Here is a 16,204-nt window from a genome sequence, read left to right as displayed (position 1 = left end):
AGCTGGTCGGTTGCTCAGGAGAGCTGCTCGGGCAAGCTCACAGGGGGTGTGAGTGGATACTTCGTTCCCTCTCCCCAGCGGGGAGAGAGTGTGGTCCATACACGCCGATGTATCGGTTATGCACCTCAGTTCCAGGCACCTCGGATACCCCCTCGCCCCTCTGGGGAGAGGGGGCGGTCTCTCGCCGGACAACAAACCCTCCCACCCCCACAAACCCCCTTGAAGCGCTCCCGGCTGCTTTCCCGCTATGAACCTGTCCGCGCCCTTCATCCTCCGTCCGGTCGCGACGCTGCTGCTGAGCCTGGCGATCCTCCTGCTCGGCGGGCTGAGCTTCGGGCTGCTGCCGGTGGCGCCATTGCCGAAGATGGATTTCCCGGCCATCACCGTGCAGGCCAATCTGCCGGGAGCCAGTCCGCAGATCATGGCGGCGACGGTGGCGACGCCGCTGGAGCGGTCCCTCGGCACCATCGCCGGGATCAGCGAGATGACCAGCCGCAGCAGCCAGGGCTCGACGCGGATCATCATCCTCTTCGATATCGACCGCGACATCGACGCCGCCGCCCGTGAGGTGCAGGCGGCGATCAACGCAGCGCGCAATCTGCTGCCCAGCGGCATGCGCAGCATGCCCACCTACCGCAAGGTCAACCCATCGCAGGCGCCGATCATGGTGCTCTCGCTGACCAGCGATGTGCTCAGCAAGGGCCAGCTCTACGATGTCGCCTCCACCCTGGTGGCGCAGAAGCTGTCCCAGGTGGCAGGTGTGGGCGAAGTGCAGATCGGCGGCAGCTCGCTGCCGGCGGTGCGAGTGTCGCTGGAACCGCGTTTGCTGGATCAATACGGCATCGCCCTGGACGACGTGCGCCAGGCGATCACTTCGGCTAGCGCGCAACGGCCGAAGGGGGAGGTAGAGGATGGCCAACGCCACTGGCAGGTGCAGGCCAACGACCAGCTTGACCGCGCTGCCGACTATGCGCCGCTGATCATCCGTCAGCAGAACGGCGCCAGCGTACGCCTGGGCGATGTGGCGACGGTGGTGGACGGGGTGGAGGACCGCTACAACAGCGGCTTCTACAACGACGAACAGGCCGTGCTGGTGGTGATCAACCGCCAGGCCGGCGCCAACATCATCGAGACCATCTCGGACATCCGCGCCCAACTGCCGGCGTTGCGCGAAGTGATCCCCGCCAGCGTCGAGCTGGAAGTGGCGATGGACCGCTCACCGGTGATCCGCGCCACCCTGCACGAGGCGGAACGCACCCTGCTGATCGCCGTGGCCCTGGTGATCCTGGTGGTGTTCGCCTTCCTTGGCCGCTGGCGCGCGGCGCTGATCCCGGCACTGGCGGTGCCGGTGTCGCTGGTCGGCACCTTCGCCGCGATGTACCTGATGGATTTCTCCCTGAACAACCTGTCACTGATGGCGCTGATCATCGCCACCGGCCTGGTGGTGGACGACGCCATCGTGGTGCTGGAGAACATTTCGCGGCACATCGAGAACGGCGAGCCGCCGTTGCAGGCAGCGCTAAAAGGCTCACGGGAAGTGGGTTTCACCCTGTTGTCGATGAATCTGTCGCTGGTGGTGGTGTTCGTCTCCATCCTGTTCATGAGCGGCATCGTCGAGCGGCTGTTCCGCGAGTTCTCCCTGACCCTGGCGGTGGCCATCCTGATCTCGCTGCTGGTCTCGCTGACGCTGACGCCGATGCTCTGCGCCCGTTGGCTGCGCGAGGAAGAACAGCGCGAGCCGGGCCGCCTGCGGCGTTTCGGCCAACGCCTGCAGGAGCGGGTACTGGAGGGCTATCGGCGCAGCCTGGACTGGGAGCTGGCTCATTCGCGGCTGACGTTGTTCAGCCTGATCGCCACCATCGGACTGAACGTCTACCTGTACGTTGCTGTGCCGAAGACCTTCATGCCGCAGCAGGACACCGGCCAGTTGATCGGCATGGTCCGCGGCGACGACGGCCTGTCCTTCCAGGTCATGCAGCCGAAGATGGAAACCTATCGCCGGGCGGTGCTGGCCGATCCGGCGGTGGAAAGCGTGGCCGGCTTCATCGGCGGCAACGGCGGGATCAACAATGCCTTTCTGATCGTGCGGCTGAAACCCATGGGCGAGCGCACGGACTCCGCCCAGGCGGTGATCGACCGGCTGCGCGAGAGCGTGCCCAAGGTGCCCGGCGGACGTATGTTCCTGATGCCCGACCAGGACCTGCAGTTCGGCGGTCGGGAAGGGCGAAGCACCTCGAACGAATACGTGCTGCTGGCCAGCGACCTGGACGACCTGCGCATCTGGCTGCCCAAGGTCCGTGATGCGCTCGCGGCACTGCCCGAGCTGACCGATATCGACGCCAACGAAGGCGAGGGCGCCCAGCAAATCCGCCTGGTGATCGATCGCGAAACGGCCAAGCGCCTCGGGGTCGATATGGCGATGGTCACGGCGGTGCTGAACAACGCCTTCAGCCAGCGGCAGATTTCCACCATCTACGACAGCCTCAACCAGTACAGCGTGGTGATGGAGGTCGACCCGAAATACGCCCAGAGCCCCGAGGTGCTGGAGCAGGTCCAGGTGATCACGGCGGACGGCGCGCGCGTGCCGCTGTCCACCTTCACCCACTGGGAGCGCAGCCTGGAAGAGGACCGGGTCAACCACCAGGGCCAGTTCGCCGCGGAGAGCATCGGTTTCTCCCTGGCCCCCGGCATCAGCATGGAACAGGCCACCGCCGTCATCGAACGGGCGGTGGCCCGGGTCGGCCTGCCCACCGACGTGCAGGGCATGCTGGGCGGTACCGGTGGGGTGTTCCAGAAGGCCCAGCAGGCGCAGCCGTTGATGCTGCTGGGCGCGCTGCTGGTGGTCTACATCGTGCTCGGCGTGCTCTACGAGAGCTACGTCCACCCGTTGACCATCCTCTCGACACTGCCTTCGGCTGGGGTCGGTGCACTGCTGGCGATCCAGTTGTTCGGCCAGCAGTTCAGCCTGATCTCGCTGCTCGGACTGTTCCTGCTGATCGGTGTGGTGAAGAAGAACGCCATCCTGATGATCGACCTCGCCTTGCAACTGGAGCGGCATGAGCGTCTCAGCCCCGAGGCCTCGATCCGCCAGGCCTGCCTGCTGCGCTTCCGGCCGATCCTGATGACCACCCTGGCGGCGATCCTCGGCGCACTGCCGTTGATCCTGTTCAGCGCCGAGGGCTCGGAAATGCGTAAGCCGCTGGGTATCGCCATCGTCGGCGGCCTGGTGCTCAGCCAGTTGCTCACCCTCTACACCACCCCGGTGGTCTACCTGTACTTCGACCGCCTGCGTCACCGCGTCAACCGCTGGCGCGGCGTGCGGACGGACGCCTCGTTGGAAACTCCGCTATGAACGCTTTTCTCCCTGATCGATTCAATGCCTGTCGGCAGCTCGCGCAGGCCGGCGGTGCGGTGCTTTTTGCCGTGCTGCTCGCCGGTTGTACCCTCGGTCCGGACTACCAGCGGCCTGAACTGACAGTGCCTGCCCAGTACCGCGAGACCGAAGGCTGGAAGCCGGCGAAACCGGCCGATGCCGTGGAGCGGGGGGCCTGGTGGTCGCTGTACGGCGATGCCGAGCTGGACGCATTGGTCCAGCGGCTCAATCTGAACAACCAGAACGTCGCTTCCGCCGAGGCGCAGTACCGCCAGGCCCACGCCCTGGTGCGCAGTGCGCGGGCCGGATTCTTCCCGACGCTCTCCGGCAACGCCGGCGTGACCCGTTCCGGTCGAGGCGGCGGCGACAGCAGCGTGACCACGGCGAACGGCCAGACCTTCAGCACCTCCAGCGGCGGCGTTTCGAAGAATTACGACGCCAGCCTGGGCGTGAGCTGGGAGCTGGATCTGTGGGGCAAGCTGCGCCGCAACCTGGAGGCCAACCGCGCCAGCGCCGCGGCCAGCGAAGCCGACCTTGCGGCGATGCGCCTGAGCATGCAGTCCGAACTGGTGCAGAACTACCTGCAACTGCGCGTGCTGGATGAGCAGAAGCGCCTGCTGGATGCCACGGTCACGGCCTACGAGCGCTCCCTGCGACTCACCGAAAACCAGTACCGCGCGGGCATCGTGCCGAAGTCCGACGTCACCCAGGCGCAGACCCAACTGAAGAGCACCCAGGCCGAGGCCATCGACCTGGAATGGCAGCGCGCCCAGCTCGAACATGCGCTGGCGGTGCTGATCGGCGTTCCGCCGGCGGAGTTCGCCATAGCGCCGCGCGAGGCGGTGCCGAACCTCCCGGCGCTGCCCGCGGGCGTGCCGTCGCAACTGCTGGAACGCCGCCCGGACATCGCCGCCGCCGAGCGCCGAGTGATGGCCGCCAATGCGCAGATCGGCGTCGCCGAGGCCGCCTGGTTCCCGGACCTCACTCTATCCGCCAATGGCGGCTACAGCGGCAGCAGCTTCGCCGACTGGTTCGAGGTACCGAACCGCTACTGGTCGCTGGGGCCGCAACTGGCCCTGACCCTGTTCGACGGCGGTGCTCGCCGTGCCGAGCTGGAGCGTAGCGAAGCCAGCTACGACCAGACCGTGGCCGAATACCGCCAGGCCGTGCTCGATGGCTTCCGCGAGGTGGAGGACTATCTGGTGCAATTGCGTGTGCTGGAGCGCGAGGCTCAAGTCCGCCAGGACGCCCTGGACGCTGCCCGCGAGTCGCTGCGCCTGATCGAGAACCAGTACCGCGCCGGTACCGTGGACTACAACAGCGTGGTCACCGTTCAGGCCACCGCCCTGAACAACGAACGCACCGCCCTGAGCCTGCTGGGCAGCCGCCTAACCGCCAGCGTGCAACTGATCACCGCGATGGGCGGGACCTGGGGTGAATTCATTCGTCCAGCCCAGCTTCCGCCGGGCGAATAAATTCGCCCCTACATCACGCGCCACACCGGCCTGCTTTCTGTAGGAGCCAGCTCTGCTGGCGAGGCTTCTGCGTGGCCCAATTCGCGAGCAGAGCTCGCTCCTACAAAGGCAATGTCGAACTCTTGCAGGGGCGAATTCATTCGCCTCTGCAGCGGGCTTCCAGTAGCTCATGACGGAACCCTCGGCTGTCGAGAGCCACCCAGGACATGCCCCTCTTGATGGCGAATAACGGCATGAACAATCCCGGGATCAGATCTTCGTCCTTTCATTTCCCCATTCAGCACGATACCCACCGCCCGCATGCGTCATCTTCAACGCCGCGCAGCCAGGACGATCTGGCATTGACTGCGCGTAAGCATGTGCTGGAAAACCGTCTGACGGGGCTACAGCAGACACTTCAACAGGAGCTTCATCGCCAGTGGCGTTACGGCCGTACCGTCAATCAGGACTGTTCGAAGTCGGAGAGCTATGCCAATAGGCGGCGGGAGGAGCTGGCCGCTATTCCCGGAGGGGCCGATATCGCTGCCCAGTTTGGATTGACCTTTGCCAAACCGGGGGTTCCGGCAAACAGTTTCATTCATGAACTGAAATTCGAGCATGGAATCGATAGTGACTATCTGCGGGATATGCCGTCGACTGATTTTCTCGATAAGTGCAAGGAGCTTTATCAAGAGCGGTATCCCGACTCGAGGCGCAACGCGGTTTTCGTCAACAGTCGCCACAGTGCCGAAATGATTCTGCATCATCTGCGCGATCAATTACCCGGCGTGGATTCCCGGAATTACCTGCAGCAGCATCTGCTGGAATTGCGTCCCGGCGTATACGCCCTGGAACTGGCGTCACATCTGGCGGAAAAGGCTGAGCCGCTGATTCATACCTACGGTGCCCGGCCATCGGTATATCGCGTCATGACGGAACGTGGCTCATCGCCTGACTCCGTGCCATCGGACCCCGCCGTCGATAACCGTGTCCTGTTGGCTGCCTTTCGCCGTCCAGCGGAACAATCCATTAGCGACCGTCTGCATGCCATCCCGAACAGCGAGGGCATGGTCGGACTAGGGCACACCGCTGCCACGCTTCTGGATCAGCTGGTGGACATACTGGATGGACCGATCATGGAGCGGCACCAGCATAATCCGCTGCTGGCGAATGGGTTACGTGCCTTGCGTGCGATTGCCGACAGCCTGCCGAGCCTGAGCCATGACAGCATGGCTTTCAGCAATGGCTATCAGGCGCTCATGGAAGAGATGAACGTCTGCCTGAGTGCGGTACATCCCTATGGGTTGAAGGACTTCCGCCAGGCGGCTGCTCCCTTGGCGGCCGCCTGGCGTCTACCACCCTCGGTGCCAACTCCGGAAGTGCATCTGGTCAGCTCCGGCATGGGGGCATTGTCCCTGGGGTTCGAGCTGGCCGAGTTGATGACGGGCAGTGCCCGTGTCGAAGAAGCCAGCACCCGCCATCATGGCAAGACACCGGTGTATTACGAAGTGAACAATCTACGGCAGCAGCGTCAAAGTGGCACCAAATCGGCTGACGCCCTGTATGCCGCCCTCGGCCATTCCTTGCCGGATAAACCCGGCCAGCCCAGTTGGAATGTGGAAGCGGTTATCGAGGCGGTCGACAGCCGCCTGTCCAGGAAAAAAACCAAGCAGGGCCTGCAAGGAACATTGAAAGCGGCGACGCAGCATCTGGGACAGGTCAGGAAAAGCGAGAAGCCTCTGGTGTTGATTCTCGATGCGACCCTGGAAAGGCGCGGCGACATGGAGCGCCTGGTGGGACATTTCACCAAGGACATCGCCGCCAACAGGTTGCGCATCATTGCCTGCAAGAGCTACCAGAAATACCCCAACCTGTGCAGTGGCAAGGTCATGGCCGGTGGTATCGCCTTGATTTCCGCCGACGATGGGGCTGCCCGCAAAGGCCGTGAGCATCTTTCCCGGGTGGAGCAGGACCTGAACTGGATCGAAAACGACGAAATGCAGCTGATGACCCATATGCTGAAGGGGCGTACCCATGAATTCGAGCTACTGGAACGGGCCACCGACAATGGTAATTTCGTGGCGCAGCAGTTCTTTCATGGGCAGCAGGGTCATATCCGGTTCGACCTGCAGTCTGCGCAATTGCCCTTCGCGGCCATCCAGATCGGGGAGGAGTATGCACAGTTCTCCCTGAATCTGGCTCAGGGAAGGCAGACCTTCCAGACTGACCACACGGATCACCTTAATAGTCATGTGTTGCGCGGACGCGACAGTTTCGGCTTTGCCACGACGACTCTTGCGAACGTTCCCGATGGAGAGGGGCAAGGCTATCTTCGCTTTGCCTTCGGCCAGGAAAGCCGAGCCGAACTGACCGAACATTTCTATATGCCCAGCCGCATGCTGCGGCCCGATGCCCAATGGAGCTGCGCGCACGCTTTTAACCACGTTCAGCAACTGCTTAACGAAGGGATGCGTAACAGCGGAATTTCTTCCCATGTGCCCATGTCCATGGCGCAGAAACTGAACGCCGTTGGTCAAGCCGAGCTGCAACCCCTGGATGACAAGCGCCTTCAGGCCGATGACCCGGTGGCGTTGCATCGGCAACCCCGGCCCGACAGCGGCATGACCATGAGTCGCATCGCTTCGGTGGCGATGCATCTGGGGGGCTTGATCATCGGTATGACCGAGCCCGCCATGTGGCAAGGCGGCCCCGACCGCGATCTGCTGGATGTGATGCTGGGGCAGTTGATTCACTCGGGCATGCCCGGTGTCTCTCGTTCCGGCAGGGCGATGATTCTGGATACGCATGCCTTTCTCTGTATGGGGGACATGCGGAGCGACGATGTCGAACAACAGGTGCGCGGGCTGAAAAGCCTGGCGGAAAGTTGCCAGCGCCTGTCTGGTATGGCGCGAATAGGGGATTATCTGCGGTTCGTGCCGGATGAGACTTTTGCCGCGGCCCCCCGTGCCGTGCAGGAGCAGGCCGTGGAGGCGTTGTTTGTCAGCCAGGACAACCAGACCCGCCTGCACCTGATTCAGTCCATGCTGGACGATGCCCAGTTCTGCAAGGCCTCCGCGTGTCTGGATCGCTTCGAGCAACAGTTGGATCGCCGGGCGCCGCCAGTGGCCGAAAGCCTGCATTCGGCCAGGCAGGGAGAGCAGTCTGATCGTCCCGAAACGATGAATGCACGACAGCACACCGATTTGCGTGAGCAATTGCTGAAGCAGCGGCTGGCACTGACGGAATTACAAAGCAATGAACGGCGGAGCCGGTTCTGGTCGAGCTGAGCCGGCTGATTTCCACCCCCACAGGTTGAGTGCCACGCCAGCCCCGCTCTTCGCAGGAGCCAGCTCTGCTTCCTGGTAGGGGTGAATACATTCGCCCAGCCCAGCCTTCGCCGGGCGAATAAATTCGCCCCCACGGGTAGAGCCCGAACCGCTTTGTGGGGCGAATGTATTCGCGAATCGGAAACGTCGTTTTTTCGCGGATGAATCCTCCTACCCATCGCCTGCTTTCCGTAGGAGCCAGCTCTGCTGGCGAAGCTTCCATGCGGCCAATCGCGAGTAGAACCGCGAGGCGGCCCTCACTCATCCTCGATCAAATTCCGGCGCTCGTCCGCCGCGCCGGCCGCTACCAGGCGCTGGGCTTCGTCCTCGGAAATCAGCAGGCGGGCCGCGCCGCTTTCCAATACCGACATGCGTGCCTGCGAATCGGTAGTGATGCGCACCTCGGAGAGCGGCTTGTGGTATTCGATGCCTTCCACGCTGAAACGACAGGAAGCGTTGTCGATGTCGATTTCGACCGCCATGGCGGTGTCCTCCGTGTTCTGCGGGTTCTCTCTTGTCTGACCATGCTCGGGCGGATCGGTTGAGGCCGAACGGGAAAAACCTCGGTACCGGCAACTCCGGGCTTGGCTGTCGGTCCATCCTTGAGTGAGGTGGTGGGCAAGCGGAGGCTCCATGAGCTGGTGGCAGACGGTCGCGGCGACGCTGGTGGAAGAATTTTCCGATTTGACCGATGTGGCTCAACTCACGCGCTTCAGCGTGCGCATGCTGCTGGCTGCGCTGCTGGGTGGCCTGCTCGGCTGGGAACGCGAGCAGAAGGGCAAGGCGGCAGGGCTGCGGACCCACATGCTGGTCGCCGTGGGGGCCACGCTGTTCGTGATGGTGCCGCAGCAGGCCGGCACTTCGGCGGCGGACCTGAGCCGGGTGATCCAGGGCGTCATCGCCGGCATCGGCTTTCTCGGCGCCGGCAGCATTCTCAAGGGCAGCGACGAAGAACACGTGAAAGGGCTGACCACCGCCGCCAACATCTGGCTGACCGCCGCCATCGGCGTGGCCGTGGGGCTGGGGCGGGAAACCTCGGCGATCCTCGCCACGCTGCTGGCCCTGGTCGTCCTGGTGTTCCTGAGCAGGGTGGAGCAGAGCGGCAAGGATTGACCGACAGGAGCGGATCGTTCCCACGCTCTGCGTGGGAATGCAGCCTTGGACGCTCCGCGTCCGTTTTTCTAAGCCTGCCGGATCGCCGCCAACTTCACGTTGCTTATCGCCGGGCGCAACGGTGGAAAGTCGTCCGGAGTCAGGGTTTCTTTCTCCAGGAGCAGGCGGGCGCCGCGTTCCAGATCGTCCCGGTGGGTGGCGAGCAATTCCTTGGCCTGTGCATAGGCTTCGTCGATCAGCCCTTTGACGGCCAGATCGATCTCCCGCGCGGTCTGCTCGGAAAAGTCCTTCTCGCGTACACCGATCATGTGATCGCCGAGGTAGCTGGCGCTCTGCCGCTCCAGCACCGCTTGGCCGAGCAGCTCGCTCATGCCGAAGCGGGTGACGATCTGCCGGGCGATATCGGTGACCTTGGCCAGATCGTCGGCGGCGCCGGTGGAAACCTCGGCGAATACCAGTTCTTCGGCGGCGCGGCCGGCGAGCAGTACCACCATGCGGCTCTTCAGCTCCTGCAGGGTGATCAGGAAGCGGTCCTCGGTGGGCCGTTGCAGGGTGTAGCCCAGGGCTCCGATGGAGCGCGGGATGATCGAAACCTTGTGCACCGGGTCCATGCCGGGCAGCAATGCCGCCGCCAAGGCATGGCCCATTTCGTGATGCGCCACCACCTCGCGTTCGTGGGGCTGCAACAGGCGGCCCTTGCGCTCGGCACCGGCGACCAGGCGTTCCACCGCCGCCGTGAAATCGGCCATGCCGACCGTCTCCGCGCCTCGGCGGGTCGCGGTGATCGCCGCTTCGTTGACCAGGTTGGCGAGATCGGCACCGGTGAAGCCAATGGTGATTCCGGCAATCCGATCGACATCCACGTCCTGGCTGGCGCTGATGCGTTTCATGTGTACCTGGAGGATCGCCGCCCGGCCCTTGTGGTCCGGTCGGTCGACCACGATCTGGCGGTCGAAGCGGCCGGCGCGGAGCAGGGCGGGGTCGAGGATTTCCGGGCGGTTGGTGGCGGCCAGCAGCACCACGCCTTCGCGTGGGTCGAACCCGTCCAGCTCGGCGAGCAACTGGTTGAGGGTCTGCTCTTTCTCGTCGTTGCCGCCAAAGGCACCGACGCCACGCATCTTGCCGAGGGCGTCCAGCTCATCGATGAAGATGATGCAGGGCGCCGCCTTGCGCGCCTGCTCGAACAGATCACGGACCCGCGCGGCACCGACCCCGACGAACATCTCGACGAACTCCGAACCGGAGATGGAAAAGAACGGCACGCCGGCCTCTCCGGCGACGGCCTTGGCCACCAGCGTCTTGCCGGTGCCGGGCGGGCCGACCAGCAGGATGCCCTTGGGAATCCGCGCGCCGAGGCGGCTGTAGCGGGGTTGGTCCTTGAGGAAGGACACCACTTCCTCAAGCTCGGCCTTGGCCTCGTCGATGCCGGCGACATCGGCGAAGGTCACACCGGTATCGCGCTGGACGAACACCTTGGCCTTGGACTTGCCGACGTTGACCAACCCGCCGAAGCCTTGCTTCTCGGCGATACCGCGGAAGAAGAAGCTCCACAGCGCGACGATCAGGATGAACGGCAGCACCCAGCCGAGGATGCTGGCGAGCACGGTGTTTTCCGCCTTGCCGCGGAAGGTCACGCCGGTTGCCGCCAGTTCGTCCGCCAGGTCGGGCTCGACCCGCTCGGTGATGAAGTAGCTGCGGCCGTTGACCGGCTCCTTGAGCTTGCCGCTGATCTGCCGCTGCTCGACCACCAGCTCGGTGAGCTTGTCCTGCTTCAGCAGGCGCACGAATTCGCTGTAGGGCAGGGCCTCGACGGCGTTACGCGATGCCCACCATTCCTGGAACATCAGGAGCACCGCGAAGGCGATCAGGAAGTAGCCAACGTTCCATTGATGCTGCTTGTTCATCTCGCGCTCCCGTTCGCTTGGCCTCACTGAGTTGTAAGGCAAGCGGGAACGGGGAATCTTGACTCCCGTCAAACGAGCGGGACGTTCAGGCGCGCAGCAGCTCGATCAGGGCACGCAGACCGGCCGGCACCTGGCGGCGGCTGGGGTAGTAGAGGAAGAAACCGGGAATCGTCGGGCACCAGTCTTCCAGCACGGCGATCAGGCGGCCCGTGGCCAGGTGCTCCGCGACTTCGGTTTCCATGCAATAGGCGAGGCCGATTCCTTCCAGCGCGGCCTGGCTGTTGAGCTGGGTATCGTTGATCACCAGCGGGCCGTCCAGTTCCATTTCCAGCGCCTGGCCGTCCTTGGCGAATTCCCAGCGATAGTTGCCGCCGAGGGAGAGTCGCCAGCGGATGCAGGCATGCTGGCGCAGGTCCTGCGGGTGTAGCGGACGGGGATGGTCGGCGAAGTACTCGGGCGAACCCACCACCAGGAAGCGCTGCTCGGGGCTGACCGGGATGGCCACCATGTCCTTCGGCAGGCTGTCGCCGAAGCGGATACCTGCGTCGTAGCCGCCTTCCACCACGTCGATCAGGCGGTCCTCGGCGATGATTTCCAGCTTGATCAGCGGGTAGCGCCGCAGGAATTCGGACATCCGCGGTGCCAGCAGGAACTGGGCGGCGAGCCGGGGCACGTTCAGGCGCAAGGTGCCGGCCGGTTCGTCGCGGGCCTCGTTCACCTCCTCCAGGGCCTCGGCGATGTCGCGAAAGGCGGGCTCCAGGCGGCTCAGCAGGCGTTCGCCGATCTCCGTCGGCACCACGCTGCGGGTGGTGCGGTTGAGCAGGCGCACCCCCAGGCGTTCCTCCAGAGCACGGATGCTGTGGCTCAGCGCCGATGTGGAGACGCCGAGCTCCAGCGCCGCGCGGCGGAAGCTGCGGTGGCGGGCGATGGTGGAGAAGGTGGTGAGGTCGGAAACGTCCGCGCGGGTGAACTTCATTGTTGAGCCAAATTCAACGAGACGTGTTGGATTATAGGGTTATGTTCCCGGACGCGGCGGCGAATAATGCCAGCGATTCGCTTGAGCCAAGCGGTCCGATAACCAGAACGAGCGTGCGACCATGATTACCCTGAACCTGAACGGCAAGGATCACGAACTCGATGTCCCGGACGATATGCCCCTGCTGTGGGCCATTCGTGACGTGGTGGGTTACAGCGGCACCAAATTCGGCTGTGGCATGGGCCTCTGCGGCGCCTGCACCATTCATATCGACGGCCAGGCCATGCGCTCCTGCATCACCCCGGTGGGGCAGGCGGTCGGCAAGGCGGTGACCACCATCGACGCACTCCATGGCGACCCGGTCGGCCAGGCGGTCCAGCAGGCCTGGCTGGACGTCGGCGTGGCGCAATGCGGCTACTGCCAGGGCGGGCAGATCATGTCCGCCACCGCGCTGCTGAAAGGCAACCGCAACCCGGACGACGCGCAGATCGAAGCGGCCATGGCCGGCAACATCTGCCGCTGCGGGACCTACAACCGCATCAAGTCGGCGATCCATAGCGCCGCCGGCAAACTGGAGGCCAAGGCATGAGCACGCTGCCCATGGATGATTTCGCTGTCGCCAACCTCAGCCGTCGCGGTTTTCTCAAAGGCTTGGGGGTGACTGCCGGCGCACTGGTGATCGCAGCCAACTGGGGCTGGCGCGATGCCTTCGCCGAAGAAAAGAAAAGCTACGGCGCCGATGGCATGCCCAACGGCTGGCGCGACGATCCCAAGGTATTCCTCAGCATTGCCGCCGATGGCGTAGTGACCTTCGTTTGCAGCCGTTCGGAAATGGGGCAGGGTGTGCGTACCAGCCTGGCCATGGTGGTGGCCGATGAGCTGGAGGCCGACTGGGCGTTCATGCGCGTGATCCAGGCGCCGGGCGACGAACAGCGTTTCGGTAACCAGGACACCGACGGCTCGCGCAGCATGCGCCACTGGTACGAACCGATGCGCCGCTGCGGGGCGGCGGCGCGGGCCATGCTGGAACAGGCGGCCGCCAATCGCTGGCAGATCCCGGTTGGGGAATGCCAGGCGCGCGAACACCGCGTCGTCCACCAGCCGAGCGGGCGCAGCCTGGGCTTCGGCGAGCTGGCCGAGGCGGCATCGCAACTGGACGTCCCGCCACGCGACAGCCTGAAACTCAAGTCTCCGGAGCAGTTCCGCTTCATCGGCAAGGAATCGACACGCGCCATCGACGGCGCCGACATCGTCAACGGCCGCGCTGTCTACGGGCTGGACCCGCGCTTCGAGGGGATGCTCTACGCTGTGGTCGCACGGCCGCCGGTCTACGGCGGCAAGGTGGTGCGCTACGACGACAGCGCCACCTTGAAGGTCCCCGGTGTGGTCAAGGTGATCGAAATCGCCGGCTCGCCGCTGCCCTCCGAGTACCAGCCCCTGGGCGGCGTGGCGGTGGTGGCGCGCAATACCTGGGCGGCGATCAAGGGCCGCGAGGCGCTGAAGGTCGAGTGGAACGACGGTCCCAACGCCGCCTATGAGTCGCGCGCCTACCGCGACAGCCTGAGCAAGGCCGCCCATGCGCCGGGCAAGGTGGTGCGCGACCTCGGTAACGTCCAGGCGGTTTTCGACCAGGCCAGCCAGGTGCTGGAGGCCGAATACTATATCCCGCACCTGGCCCAGGCGCCCATGGAGCCGCCGGTGGCTACGGCAATCGTCAACGACGGGACCTGCGAGGTCTGGGCGCCGACCCAGGCGCCGCAGGTCACCCGCGAACGACTCGCCGACCGATTGGGCATTCCCTTCGACAAGGTCACCGTCAACGTGACCCTGCTCGGCGGCGGCTTCGGCCGCAAATCCAAGCCGGACTTCGTAATCGAGGCGGCGCTGCTGGCCAAGGAATTCCCCGGAACCCATCTGCGGGTGCAGTGGACCCGTGAGGACGACCTGCATTGCTCCTATTTCCACACCGTGTCGGTGGAGTACCTGCGTGCCGCATTGGGCAAGGAGGGGCGTCCCGAAGCCTGGCTGCACCGCAGTGTGGCGCCGAGCATCTCGGCCTTGTTCGGCCCCGATCCCAAGCACGAGTCGCCCATCGAGCTGGGCATGGGCGTTCTCAACCTGCCGTTCGCCATTCCCAATCTGCGCCTGGAAAACCCCGAGGCCGCTGCCCATACCCGGGTCGGCTGGTTCCGTTCGGTCTCCAACATCCCTCATGCCTTCGCCATCCAGAGCTTCATCGCCGAGCTGGCGGCCAGCGCCGGCGTGGATCACAAGGCGTACCTGCTGCAACTGCTCGGCCCGGACCGCAAGATCGACCCGCGCAGCCTCGGCGACGAGTGGAACCATGGCGAGTCGCCCGAGCTGTACCCCATCGACACCGCTCGCCTGCGCGGCGTGATCGAAAAGGCCACCCAGGAAGCCGGCTGGGGCAAGAAGCAGGAGAAGGGGCGCGGGCTCGGCCTGGCAGTGCACTACAGCTTCGTCACCTACGTGGCCGCCGTGCTAGACGTGGAGGTGAAGGACGACGGCGCACTGCTGGTCCACCGCGCCACCATCGCCGTGGACTGCGGCCCGCAGATCAACCCCGAGCGCATTCGTTCGCAGATGGAGGGTGCCTGTGTGATGGGCATCGGCAATGCGGCGCTCGGCGAGATCAGCTTCGCCAATGGCCGGGTCCAGCAGGACAACCTGCACATGTTCGAAGTAGCGCGCATGCCCCTGGCGCCAAAGGACATCGCCGTGCACCTGGTGCGCCCGGCCGGTGAGGTGCCGCTTGGCGGCGTCGGCGAGCCGGGCGTGCCGCCGATTGCGCCGGCGCTGTGCAACGCTATCTTCAACGCCACCGGCAAGCGCATCCGCGACCTGCCGATCCGTGCGCAGTTGAAAGACTGGCGGAGCGCCTGATGGACAGTGCCGACCTCGAGGTTCTGCGCAGCATCCTGGCCTGGCGGCGCGATGGCCGGCGCGTGCTGCTCTACACCGTGGTGGAGACCTGGGGCAGTGCGCCCCGGCCTCCGGGTGCGATGCTGGCCATGTGTGGCGATGGCCGGTTGGTGGGCTCGGTGTCGGGCGGCTGCATCGAGGACGATCTGGTCGCCCGTCTGCATGACGGCCGCCTGCCGCCGGGCAAGGTGGGTGCCGAGCTGCTCACCTACGGCGTGACTCGCGAGGAGGCCGCCCGCTTCGGCCTGCCGTGCGGCGGCACCCTGCGCCTGACCGAGGAGGAGGTAGACGATCCCGCCTGGGTCGCCGATCTGCTGGAACGCTGCGAAGGGCATGAGGTGGTCGTCCGCGAGCTGCATCTGGCCAGTGGCACGACCCGCCTGCGTCCGGCGGACCGCGACGAGGCGCTGAGCTTCGACGGCGAAACCCTGCGGGCGATCTACGGGCCGCGTTGGCGGTTATTGCTGATCGGCGCGGGGCAACTGTCGCGCTACGTCTGCGAAATGGCGCGGATGCTCGACTTCGACGTGCTGGTCTGCGATCCGCGCGAAGAGTTCGCCCATGGCTGGGAGGACCTGCGCGCCCGCTTCGTCGCCGGCATGCCGGACGATGCCGTGCTGGCCATCGAGCCGGACGAGCGCACCGCCATCGTTGCGCTCACCCATGACCCACGCCTCGACGACATGGCGCTACTCACCGCGCTGACGTCGCGCGCCTTCTACGTCGGGGCACTGGGTTCGCGGGTGAATAACCGCAACCGCCGCGAACGCCTGGCATCGCTCGGCCTCGCCGAGAGTGAAATCGCACGCCTGCACGGCCCGGTCGGCCTGCCCATCGGCAGCCATACCCCGGCGGAAATCGCGTTGTCGCTGCTGGCGGAAATCGTTGCACTGAAGAATGGCGCGGGGGATGCGTTTTTGTAGTGTTCTCAGCGGTTGCGTGGGCGAAAGGCGAACTCATTCGCCGAAACCCCGTCGGGCGAATGAATTCGCCCCTACAAAGCCACCGAAGCATCGTTGTTCGATAAAGCTGAACACCCGCACATACCTCCCTCGCCCCTTTGGGGAGAGGGCCGGGGGCGCCCGGCGTCGGGTGAGGGGGCGGAGTTTCAGGCC

At 64.9% G+C, this 16,204-nt stretch carries 10 protein-coding genes; 7 read left to right on the top strand and 3 right to left on the bottom strand.

The features are described from left to right. The first annotated feature begins 247 nt into the window (after positions 1–247). From PIN01S_RS08185 to PIN01S_RS08170, 3 genes are all read left to right on the top strand, one after another. A complete protein-coding gene (locus PIN01S_RS08185; protein WP_084335153.1) occupies positions 248–3,352 on the top strand; it encodes a multidrug efflux RND transporter permease subunit in 3,105 nt (1,034 codons plus the stop codon). Continuing rightward, entirely contained in the window at positions 3,349–4,848 is a 1,500-nt protein-coding gene (locus PIN01S_RS08180) for an efflux transporter outer membrane subunit (RefSeq protein WP_084335151.1), read from the top strand. Before PIN01S_RS08185 ends, PIN01S_RS08180 begins: the two co-directional genes overlap by 4 nt. A gap of 206 nt (positions 4,849–5,054) precedes the next feature. Then, positions 5,055–8,114 (top strand): hypothetical protein, encoded by a 3,060-nt coding sequence (locus PIN01S_RS08170; protein ID WP_139198552.1) that lies wholly within the window; start codon positions 5,055–5,057, stop codon positions 8,112–8,114. A 296-nt stretch (positions 8,115–8,410) separates the two neighbouring features. Here PIN01S_RS08170 and PIN01S_RS26725 read toward each other — a convergent pair whose 3' ends face one another. Further along, positions 8,411–8,635: a DUF3203 family protein gene (locus PIN01S_RS26725; protein ID WP_169715801.1), complete on the bottom strand. Its 225-nt coding sequence runs from the start codon at positions 8,633–8,635 to the stop codon at positions 8,411–8,413. Positions 8,636–8,786: 151 nt separating this feature from the next. On the opposite strand from PIN01S_RS26725, the gene PIN01S_RS08160 reads away from it, so the two are divergent. Then, on the top strand, positions 8,787–9,266 hold the full coding sequence (locus tag PIN01S_RS08160; RefSeq protein WP_084335143.1) for an MgtC/SapB family protein: 480 nt from the start codon (positions 8,787–8,789) through the stop codon (positions 9,264–9,266). 68 nt (positions 9,267–9,334) lie between these two features. Here PIN01S_RS08160 and ftsH read toward each other — a convergent pair whose 3' ends face one another. Both ftsH and PIN01S_RS08150 read right to left on the bottom strand, forming a co-directional pair. Beyond that, positions 9,335–11,170 (bottom strand): ATP-dependent zinc metalloprotease FtsH, encoded by a 1,836-nt coding sequence (gene ftsH, locus PIN01S_RS08155; protein WP_084335142.1) that lies wholly within the window; start codon positions 11,168–11,170, stop codon positions 9,335–9,337. Between the two features lie 85 nt (positions 11,171–11,255). After that, entirely contained in the window at positions 11,256–12,146 is an 891-nt protein-coding gene (locus PIN01S_RS08150) for a LysR family transcriptional regulator (protein ID WP_084335140.1), read from the bottom strand. 121 nt (positions 12,147–12,267) lie between these two features. Between PIN01S_RS08150 and PIN01S_RS08145 the strand changes: the two genes are divergently transcribed. The 3 genes from PIN01S_RS08145 to PIN01S_RS08135 are packed head-to-tail and all read left to right on the top strand — an operon-like array spanning position 12,268 to position 16,012. Further along, entirely contained in the window at positions 12,268–12,735 is a 468-nt protein-coding gene (locus PIN01S_RS08145; protein WP_084335138.1) for a (2Fe-2S)-binding protein, read from the top strand. Then, a complete protein-coding gene (locus PIN01S_RS08140) occupies positions 12,732–15,050 on the top strand; it encodes a xanthine dehydrogenase family protein molybdopterin-binding subunit (RefSeq protein WP_084335136.1) in 2,319 nt (772 codons plus the stop codon). The genes PIN01S_RS08145 and PIN01S_RS08140 overlap by 4 nt, the downstream gene beginning before the upstream one ends. After that, positions 15,050–16,012, top strand: a complete 963-nt coding sequence (locus PIN01S_RS08135) for an XdhC family protein (protein ID WP_084335134.1) — start codon at positions 15,050–15,052, stop codon at positions 16,010–16,012. Before PIN01S_RS08140 ends, PIN01S_RS08135 begins: the two co-directional genes overlap by 1 nt. The last annotated feature ends 192 nt before the right edge of the window (positions 16,013–16,204 follow it).

It is taken from the genome of Pseudomonas indica NBRC 103045, assembly GCF_002091635.1.
Lineage (GTDB): Bacteria > Pseudomonadota > Gammaproteobacteria > Pseudomonadales > Pseudomonadaceae > Pseudomonas_M > Pseudomonas_M indica.
The sequence above is the reverse complement of the archived record's forward strand: the minus strand, read 5'-3'. Positions and strand labels throughout refer to the sequence as shown.